At 69.8% G+C, this 8,058-nt stretch carries 12 protein-coding genes; 4 read left to right on the top strand and 8 right to left on the bottom strand.

Going from position 1 to position 8,058, the window contains the following annotated elements:
* Positions 1–1,428: S8 family peptidase (locus OZ671_RS31580; protein WP_268864376.1), on the top strand; the 1,428-nt coding region annotated here is incomplete at its 5' end.
* Positions 1,429–1,432: 4 nt separating this feature from the next.
* Here OZ671_RS31580 and OZ671_RS31575 read toward each other — a convergent pair.
* Positions 1,433–1,645, bottom strand: coding sequence for a hypothetical protein (locus tag OZ671_RS31575; protein ID WP_268864375.1), 213 nt, complete (start codon positions 1,643–1,645; stop codon positions 1,433–1,435).
* Between OZ671_RS31575 and OZ671_RS31570 the strand changes: the two genes are divergently transcribed.
* The gene (locus OZ671_RS31570) at positions 1,644–1,811 is read left to right on the top strand and encodes a hypothetical protein (RefSeq protein WP_268864374.1); all 168 of its coding nucleotides are present in this window, start codon (positions 1,644–1,646) and stop codon (positions 1,809–1,811) included. The genes OZ671_RS31575 and OZ671_RS31570 overlap by 2 nt on opposite strands.
* Before the next feature lie 180 nt (positions 1,812–1,991).
* Here OZ671_RS31570 and OZ671_RS31565 read toward each other — a convergent pair whose 3' ends face one another.
* Together OZ671_RS31565 and OZ671_RS31560 are read right to left on the bottom strand one after the other, a co-directional pair.
* On the bottom strand, positions 1,992–2,285 hold the full coding sequence (locus tag OZ671_RS31565) for a hypothetical protein (RefSeq protein ID WP_268864373.1): 294 nt from the start codon (positions 2,283–2,285) through the stop codon (positions 1,992–1,994).
* Positions 2,286–2,374: 89 nt separating this feature from the next.
* Positions 2,375–2,656, bottom strand: a complete 282-nt coding sequence (locus tag OZ671_RS31560) for a hypothetical protein (RefSeq protein WP_268864372.1) — start codon at positions 2,654–2,656, stop codon at positions 2,375–2,377.
* A gap of 199 nt (positions 2,657–2,855) precedes the next feature.
* Here OZ671_RS31560 and OZ671_RS31555 point away from each other — a divergent pair, with 199 nt between their 5' ends.
* Entirely contained in the window at positions 2,856–3,653 is a 798-nt protein-coding gene (locus OZ671_RS31555) for a hypothetical protein (protein ID WP_268864371.1), read from the top strand.
* 205 nt (positions 3,654–3,858) lie between these two features.
* Positions 3,859–4,125, top strand: a complete 267-nt coding sequence (locus tag OZ671_RS31550; RefSeq protein ID WP_038308666.1) for a hypothetical protein — start codon at positions 3,859–3,861, stop codon at positions 4,123–4,125.
* A 167-nt stretch (positions 4,126–4,292) separates the two neighbouring features.
* Here OZ671_RS31550 and lpdA read toward each other — a convergent pair whose 3' ends face one another.
* From lpdA to odhB, 5 genes are all read right to left on the bottom strand, one after another.
* Positions 4,293–5,690, bottom strand: a complete 1,398-nt coding sequence (lpdA, locus tag OZ671_RS31545; RefSeq protein WP_268864370.1) for a dihydrolipoyl dehydrogenase — start codon at positions 5,688–5,690, stop codon at positions 4,293–4,295.
* A gap of 35 nt (positions 5,691–5,725) precedes the next feature.
* Positions 5,726–6,472 carry an SDR family oxidoreductase gene (locus OZ671_RS31540; protein WP_268864369.1) on the bottom strand — a complete coding sequence of 249 codons (747 nt, stop codon included), beginning with the start codon at positions 6,470–6,472 and terminating at the stop codon, positions 5,726–5,728.
* Positions 6,473–6,512: 40 nt separating this feature from the next.
* Positions 6,513–6,878, bottom strand: a complete 366-nt coding sequence (locus OZ671_RS31535; RefSeq protein WP_268864368.1) for a hypothetical protein — start codon at positions 6,876–6,878, stop codon at positions 6,513–6,515.
* Entirely contained in the window at positions 6,875–7,315 is a 441-nt protein-coding gene (locus OZ671_RS31530) for a VOC family protein (RefSeq protein ID WP_268864367.1), read from the bottom strand. Before OZ671_RS31530 ends, OZ671_RS31535 begins: the two co-directional genes overlap by 4 nt.
* A 15-nt stretch (positions 7,316–7,330) precedes the next feature.
* A partial coding sequence (odhB, locus tag OZ671_RS31525; RefSeq protein WP_268864366.1) for a 2-oxoglutarate dehydrogenase complex dihydrolipoyllysine-residue succinyltransferase occupies positions 7,331–8,058 on the bottom strand: 728 nt, incomplete at its 5' end.

The raw sequence follows: 8,058 nt of genomic DNA, 5'->3' as shown, positions 1-8,058 counted from the left end.
GGCTTCGGCATGAACAGCGGGGCCGGCATCGCAGCCGCAGCAGCCGCGGCGGCGATCGCCGTTCCGGCGGCTGTCGCCCTGATCCGCGCGGCCCGTGCCGGCGAGAGCGCGCAGCAGCGGGTGTCGGACGACAGCCCTCCCGGCCTGCCGCCGGTCAACGAACGGCGCTACCTGCCGGGCGAAGTGCTGTTCGTCATGAAGCCGGATGCCGCGGCGGCGGACATCCAGCGCGTGGTGCGGCGCTTCAACCTGCGCCTGATCAGCGAGGAGCGGTCGGAACTGATCGGTACCTCGGTGCATCGCTACCGGGTGCCGAACGGCCAGGACGTGCCGGCGGCGATCCGCGCGATGACGCGCGATGCCCGTGTCGCCTATGCCCAGCCGAACTATGTCTTCCAGCGGCCGGACTACGTCTTCCGCCTGCAGAGCTCGACCACGACGGCGGCCGGCGGTGCCTCGCTGCAATATGTCGTCGATACCCTGCGCCTGCCCGAGGCCCATCTCCTGTCGCGCGGCGAAAGCGTGCCGATCGCCGTGATCGATTCCGGCATCGACGCCAACCATCCGGAAATCGTCGGGCGGATCGTCAAGCGCTTCGACGCGGTCGGCGGCCCGTTCCAGCCGCATGAGCACGGCACCGGCATGGCCGGCGCCATCATTGCCCATGCCCAGCTCACCGGCATTTCGCCGCGCGCCGACATTCTGGCCGCGCGCGCCTTCGCGCCGGGCCAGGCCGCAGGCGCTTCGGGCACCAGCTTCCACATCCTCAAGGCCATGGACTGGTCGATCCGCGAGGGCGCGCGCGTCATCAACATGAGCTTTGCCGGCCCGCGCGACCCGATGATGACGCGGGCGATCCAGGTCGCCGCCGAGCGGCGCATCGCCATGATCGCGGCCATGGGCAATGAAGGGCCGAATGCACCGATCTCATACCCCGCCGCCGACCCGAACGTGATCGCGGTGACCGCTGTCGACCAGCGCGGCCAGATCTTCGAGGCGGCGACGCGCGGCGATTATGTGGCCGTGGCGGCGCCAGGCGTCGAGGTGCTGCTGCCGGCGCCGCAGGGCGGCTACCAGATCTCGTCCGGCACGTCGGTGGCCGCCGCCCATGTCAGCGGCATCGCCGCGCTGATCCTGGCGCGCCAGCCGACCCTCGACCCGGCGGCCTTGCGCCAGATCCTGCGCGATACCGCCCGCCGTGCCCCGGACCCGCAGCTCGGGGCCGGCATTGCCGATCCCGTGCCGGCGCTGAACGCGGCGCAGAACCCGCCGCAGGGCGAGCCGCCGGCGCCGCTCGCCGTTGCGCCCGGAGCTGCTCCGGAGACCGCGCAGGCGCCCGAGGTCGGCCGCTCGCCGGAGACGGCCACCGCGCCGCCGCCGGTCCAGGCGCCGCGCCCGGCAACGGTCGATTCCAAGAGCGAGCGATAGCCGATCATGCGGCCGGCGCCGACGCCGGCCGAAGGTTGGGTTGATCGATCCCTCGCGCCGTTCCGGCGGGCGAGGGGATCGTCGCGGCACCGTGCCATGCATCGTGCGGGAACTCGAACCTTTTCGGCGCCGCGCGCGACTCACGGGGCAAGGCAGCCGTCATGGCTGCGGAAGCCGGGGAGGCGTGCATCATGATCGGCTCCAGGATATTGGCCATGGCAGCCCTGGTCCTTGCCGGCATGACGGTCGGCGTCGCCGGCGGCCTGGCCGGAGCGCAGGCTTCCGCCGAACCGCTCCAGGCGCAGGGCGATTGCTATTCGGTGCGCCGCTGGGTCGAGACACCCTATGGCTTCGCCCTGCGCCGGGTGCGGATCTGCACGTGACATGTCGCGCCTGCCGTCGCGGTGCAGCGCAGTCCGGGCCGGGCTCGGCCCGGGACCCTTCCGTTCCGCAGGCAGGAGGCGGGCCGGGTGCGTCGGTTGGCCCGGTCCTGCGGCCCAAACGAAAAGCGGCGGGTCGCCCCGCCGCTTCTTGTGCCGTCGTCGATCCGGAACCGATGGTCGTCAGCGCCGGCCACGCTCGCAGATCTCGCCCCAAGAGGGGTGGACATGGGTGACGCAGCCCTGCGTCGTCGCCGCGGATTGGCCGGCAGCTCGGCCGCGACCCTGGTGCGGCTCCCGGTTGACGTGGGTGATCGGGTTCGGTGCGATGAAGCCGGCGCTGCCGTCACCGCCACCTCCGCCTCCACCGCCGCTGCCGGCACCGCCCTGGGCGAAAGCCGCGCCCGAGGGGGCTGCGCCGAGCGCTGCCGCGAAGGCACCCGCCAGGGCGATCGCGGTCAAACGTCGTCTGGTCATGGTCTGCTTCCTCCGAGTGGCGCCGGCCTGCGGATCAAGGCATCCGTCGGCCGGCCGCCGTTCGCCGTGATGGTTGCGGGGGTGACGCGTCAGCGCCGGCCGCGCTCGCAGATCTCACCCCAGTACGGGTGGACATAGGTCACGCAGCCCTGGGTCGTCGCGGCCGGCTGGCCGGCGCTGCTGCGGCCGCGGCCGGGATGACCGCTGTCGACATGGGTCACCGGGTTCGGCGCGATGAAACCGGCGCTGCCGTCGCCGCCGCCACCACCGCCGCCGCCGCCACGGGCTTCAGCCGCGCCGCAGAGAGCCGCGCCGAGCGCCATGGCCAGGGTTCCGGCGAGCGCGAGCGATTTGAAACGAGCCTTCATCATGATCTGTTCCCTTCTGGTTGTGGCGCTGCCCGGCGACACCCGCCGGACCGTGCATGCCGTTACGTCGTCCCGGCCGCGGAAAAGGTTCAGCGGGTCTCTCAGGATTGCGGCCTGGCCGATTCGGCGGCCACATTGGCGGCAACAGTGACGGCCGGTCGCCTGTTGGCGGCAACGAGGCTCTCGGCAGGAGGCAGCGGCAATGCTCGGCGCCATGTTCAGGCGGTTGTTCGGTGGCAGGCCCGCAGCGTCCCGGCGGCAGGCCGGTGATGGCGGCGCGCCGGTCCCTGTCGCTGCCGCCGAGGAAGCCGATCCGGCACTGGCGGCCTCATGGCACCGTCGCGATGCCTATTGGGCCGAAGTCGGCGCGGTCGAGGCCGACGTCCTCGGCCATCTCATCAGCCCCGGTCTGACCGGCGGGCCCGCCTGGCCGACACTGCGCCAGGCCTATCGGGTGATCCGCCGGCCACAGGCGATCATCATCGCGACGGACGGCCTGTCCGATCCGTTCGACGGCGTGACCGGCGGCGGCAACGGCTTCGAGGTCGAGCTGTTCGTCGAGACCCCCGACATTGCGCCGGCCCATGCCGGCCCTCCGGGCGACATTGGACACCTCAGCCAGAGCTGGGCCTTCGAGCTGGTCAGCCATGTCGCCGGGACCGTCGCCAATGCCGGCGGGATCGCCGCGCAGCTCGCCCGCTATGGTGTCCTGTCCATGGAATTGCCGGGCGTGAGCAAGTCGGCGGCGCTCGGCGGCCAATTGCCGGCCGGTTTCGCCACGCCGGACGATTGTCTCGGGCTGCTCATCGGCATGCCCGTGCCCGACTTCGCCGTGCGCATCGAGGACATGCCGCTCTCGCCGGTCACCATGGTGCCGCTCACCCTGATCCGCGCGAACGAGCTCGAGGCGCTGCGGGCGGGCGGCGCCGGCGCGCGCAAGGCGCTCGTCGAGCAGCGTGCCGCGGCCGGATTGCATCACGTCACCACCTTCGGGAGTTGATGGCGAGCAGCGAATGGCGAACGGGCGAGTGGCCGGCCCGCTCCGTGCACTCCTTCTGCAACGGCGCTCGGATGACGCCGCATCCCCATTCGCTATTGGCCACTCGCCATGAACCCGCAAAAACGCTTCGAACCTTTTTTCGGGAGGGCGCGACCCAAGGTCATCAGGAGCGGATCAACGCTCCCCACCAGAGAGGAAGATGACCATGACCCGCTTCAAGACCCTCGCCATCGCCGCCGCCGCTGCCGCCACCCTGTCGGTCGCCGCCGCTCCCAAGGCCGAGGCCCGCTATTTCCCGTGGGGTGCCGTTGCCGCCGGCGCCGTGGTCGGGGGCGCCGCCCTCGCCATCGCCGGCTCCCGCGCCTATGCCGAGCCGGCCCCGGTCTACGGTTATGGCGACTGCTACACCGCCCGCCGCTGGGTCGACACGCCCTATGGGCCGGCACTGCGCCGCGTGCGCGTCTGCGAGTGATGCTGCCCGGCGATCCTCGCTCTGCATGAAAAAAGCCCCGGTCGCGCGACCGGGGCTTTTTTTATGGGTGTGGGCAAGCGGTGAATGGCGAGTAGGGCATCGAATGTGGGGCTCGCGCATCACGGCGCGCCGTTCCCACTTCGCCGTTCGCTACTCCCCATTCGCCGTCATATATGGATTGCGCGCTTGTCGACGGCGAGGGCCGCCTCCTTGACCGCTTCCGACATGGTCGGGTGGGCATGGGTCGAGCGGGCGAGATCCTCGGCCGAGCCGCCGAACTCCATCAGCACCACGGCCTCGTGGATCATCTCGCCGGCGCCGGCGCCGACGATATGCACGCCCAGGACCTTGTCGGTGCTCGCATCCGCCAGCACCTTGACGAAGCCGTCGGTCGTCCGGTTGGCGCGCGCGCGGCCATTGGCAGTGAAAGGGAACTTGCCGACATTGTAGGCGACGCCCGCGGCCTTCAGGTCCTCTTCCGACTTGCCGACGGTCGCGACCTCCGGCGAGGTATAGACGACGCTCGGGATGCAGTCGTAGTTCACGTGACCAGCCTTGCCGGCCAGGATCTCGGCCACCGCGATGCCCTCGTCCTCGGCCTTGTGGGCCAGCATCGGGCCGCGCACCACGTCGCCGATGGCATAGATGCCCGGCACGTTGGTGGCGAAGTGGTTGTCGATGACGACGCGGCCGCGCTCCATGGCGACGCCGGCCGCCTCGAGCCCGAGATTTTCGGTGAACGGCCGGCGCCCGATCGCCACCAGCACGACATCGGCGTCGATGGTCTGCGCCTCGCCGCCGGCGGCCGGCTCCACGGTGAGCGTGACGCCCTTCTTCGCGGTCTTGGCGCCGGTCACCTTGGACGAGAGCTGGAAGGTGACGCCCTGCTTGCCGATGATGCGCTGGAACTGCTTGGCGACCTCGCCGTCCATGCCCGGCAGCACGCGGTCGAGATATTCGACGACGTGAACCTCGGCGCCGAGGCGCCGCCAGACCGAGCCGAGCTCCAGGCCGATGACGCCGGCGCCGATCACGACCAGCTTGCCCGGCACCTTGTCGAGCGCGAGCGCGCCTTCGGAAGAGACGATCTGCTTCTCGTCGATCGCAACGCCCGGCAGCGGCGTCACTTCGGAGCCCGTGGCGATCACGATGTTCTTGGTCTCGAGCTGCTGCTTCTTGCCGTCCTCGGCGGTCACCTCGACCTTGCCGGGCGCAAGGATGGTGCCGGTGCCGGTGAAGCTCTCGATCTTGTTCTTCTTGAACAGGAAGGCGACGCCGTTGACGTTGGCGTCCACGGTCTCCTGCTTGTGCACCATCATCTGCTTCAGGTTCAGCTTCGGCTTTGCGACGTCGATGCCGAAGGCCGCGAAACCGTGGCCGGCCTCGTGGAACAGTTCCGAGGCGTGCAGAAGGGCTTTCGACGGAATGCAGCCGATGTTCAGGCAGGTGCCGCCATGGGTCTTGCGCTTCTCGACGACCGCGACCTTGAGGCCGAGCTGGGCGGCGCGGATGGCGCAGACATAGCCGCCGGGGCCGGTACCGATGACGATGAGGTCGTAGGACATGAAGATGTGGTCTCCGATTGGACGGTGCGGCGACGCTAGCGGCCGCCCGACACCGTGATGATGGATCCGGTCGTGTAGGAGGCTTCGTCCGACATCAGCCAGAGGACGGCGTTGGCGACCTCCTCGGCCGAGCCGCCGCGTTTCATCGGGATCAGCTCGCGGAACTGCTCGACGCGGTCGGGCACGCCGGCGCTCGCATGGATCTCCGTGTCGATCAGGCCGGGGCGCACGGCATTGACCCGGATACCTTCGGTCGCGACCTCCTTGGCGAGACCGATGGTGAAGCTGTCGATCGCGCCCTTGGACGCGGCATAGTCGACGAATTCGTTCGGCCCGCCCAGCACGGCGGCAACCGAGCTCAGATTGACGATGGCGCCGCCGCCGCCGCCGCGGGCCGTCGACATGCGCTTCACCGCTTCGCGGGCGCAGAGGAACGAGCCGACGACGTTGATCGCCATCATGCGCGTCAGCCGCTCGGCCGAGAACTGCTCGACGCGCGCCTTGGTGTCGACCACGCCGGCATTGTTGATGAGGCCGGCGAGCGGCCCGAGGCGGTCCGCGGCGGCGAAGATGGCGAGCACGTCGGCTTCGACGGCGACGTCGCCGCGCACCGCGACCGCCGTGCCGCCTTTGGCCGTGATCGCCGCGACCACCGCGTCCGCGGCCCCGGCATTGGCGGTATAGTTGACCACCACGGCGTGGCCGCGCGCGGCCGCCATGATGGCGCAGGCGCGTCCTATGCCGCGGCTCGCGCCGGTAACGATGATGACGCCTTTTGCCATGCCGCTCACTCGCTGGTTCTGCCGTCCGATGTGCTCAGGCTCAGCCGCGCACCGACAGCGGCGGATGGACCGGGTCGGTGGTGCGGCAGTCGCGCGTCGGCCGCGGCCGCGGATAGTCGCGCGACAGCGCGCAGTAATAGCCCTCGCGGATCCGTCGGACGGTGACCTGCCGGTGCCGGCCCGACACTTCCAGGATGTCGATGTCGTCCGGACCGCGGGCGCCGACCGTCAGGCGTCGCGCGCCCGGCAGCCAGGACAGCTCGAAGGCCGTGCAGTTGCGGTCGAACATGAAGCCGGCGGCGTCCACCACCAGGCAGGAAAAGGGAGCGGGCGCGTTGACCGCGTGGTAGGGCACCGCGCAGCCGGTCAGGGAACCTGCCACCAGGGCGAGGGCTGGCAGTCTCATGGCGTGGCTCCTTGCGCGTCGGGCAGGGCCGCGCCGAACGACCAGGCGTGGCCGAAGGGATCCTTCAGCTGGCCGTAGCGCATGCCCCAGAACGTATCGGAAGCGGCCATGGTGACGGTGGCGCCGGCATCGCTCGCGCGCGCCATCACGCGGTCGACCTCGGCGGGGCTCGCCAGATTGACGTGGACGGTGACCGTCGTGCCGCCGAGGCTCTGCGGCGCCATCACGCCGGTGCCCACTTCCGGGAACTGATCCGACAGCATGATCTGCGCACCGAACACCTTGAGTGTCGCGTGGAGCACCCGCTCGCCGTCATCGGCCATCTGATGGAAGGCCTCCGTCGCGCCGAAGGCCTGTTCGTAGAAGGTGATGGCTTCGAGCCCGCCCGAAACCGTGAGATAGACCTCGATCGGCGGTTCGGTCGGGCTCTCTGCCATGATTGGTCCTTCGCGTTACAGATCCATCACGAGGCGCGCGGGATCTTCCAGGCTTTCCTTGACGCGGACAAGGAAGGTCACGGCCTCCTTGCCGTCGACGATGCGGTGATCATAGGACAGAGCGAGGTACATCATCGGCCGGATCTCGATCTTCCCGCCGACCACCACCGGCCGCTCCTGGATCTTGTGCATGCCGAGAATGCCCGACTGCGGCGCGTTCAGGATCGGCGTCGACATCAGCGAGCCGTAGACGCCGCCGTTGGAGATGGTGAAGGTGCCCCCCTGCATCTCGTCGATCTTGAGCTGGCCGTCGCGGGCGCGGCGGCCGAAATCGGCGATCGTCTTCTCGATGCCGGCAATGCCGAGCTGGTCGGCATCACGCACGACCGGCACCACCAGGCCCTTGTCGGTGCCGACGGCGACGCCGACATGGCAGAAGTTCTTGTAGATGATGTCGGTGCCGTCGATCTCGGCATTGACGGCGGGAATGTCCTTCAGCGCCTGCACGCAGGCCCGCACGAAGAAGCCCATGAAGCCGAGCTTCACGCCGTGCTTCTTCTCGAACAGGTCCTTGTACTGGCTGCGCAGCGCCATCAGCTGCGACATGTCGACCTCGTTGAACGTGGTCAGCATGGCCGCCGTGTTCTGCGCCTCCTTCAGGCGCCGGGCGATGGTCTGGCGCAGCTTGGTCATGCGCACGCGCTCCTCGCGCGGCGCGTCGGCCGCCGACGGGGCCGGGCGTG

Origin of the sequence: Phreatobacter sp. AB_2022a, from assembly GCF_026847585.1 — a bacterium.
Classification (GTDB): domain Bacteria; phylum Pseudomonadota; class Alphaproteobacteria; order Rhizobiales; family Phreatobacteraceae; genus Phreatobacter.
The sequence above is the reverse complement of the archived record's forward strand: the minus strand, read 5'-3'. Positions and strand labels throughout refer to the sequence as shown.

Coding starts and splice junctions, on each gene's coding strand:
- OZ671_RS31570 (WP_268864374.1), top strand. CDS start 1,644: ATGGCAGCCCTGGTCCTTGCCGGCATGACGGTCGGCGTCGCCGGCGGC.
- OZ671_RS31575 (WP_268864375.1), bottom strand. CDS start 1,645: ATGGCCAATATCCTGGAGCCGATCATGATGCACGCCTCCCCGGCTTCC.
- OZ671_RS31565 (WP_268864373.1), bottom strand. CDS start 2,285: ATGACCAGACGACGTTTGACCGCGATCGCCCTGGCGGGTGCCTTCGCG.
- OZ671_RS31560 (WP_268864372.1), bottom strand. CDS start 2,656: ATGATGAAGGCTCGTTTCAAATCGCTCGCGCTCGCCGGAACCCTGGCC.
- OZ671_RS31555 (WP_268864371.1), top strand. CDS start 2,856: ATGCTCGGCGCCATGTTCAGGCGGTTGTTCGGTGGCAGGCCCGCAGCG.
- OZ671_RS31550 (WP_038308666.1), top strand. CDS start 3,859: ATGACCCGCTTCAAGACCCTCGCCATCGCCGCCGCCGCTGCCGCCACC.
- lpdA (WP_268864370.1), bottom strand. CDS start 5,690: ATGTCCTACGACCTCATCGTCATCGGTACCGGCCCCGGCGGCTATGTC.
- OZ671_RS31540 (WP_268864369.1), bottom strand. CDS start 6,472: ATGGCAAAAGGCGTCATCATCGTTACCGGCGCGAGCCGCGGCATAGGA.
- OZ671_RS31535 (WP_268864368.1), bottom strand. CDS start 6,878: ATGAGACTGCCAGCCCTCGCCCTGGTGGCAGGTTCCCTGACCGGCTGC.
- OZ671_RS31530 (WP_268864367.1), bottom strand. CDS start 7,315: ATGGCAGAGAGCCCGACCGAACCGCCGATCGAGGTCTATCTCACGGTT.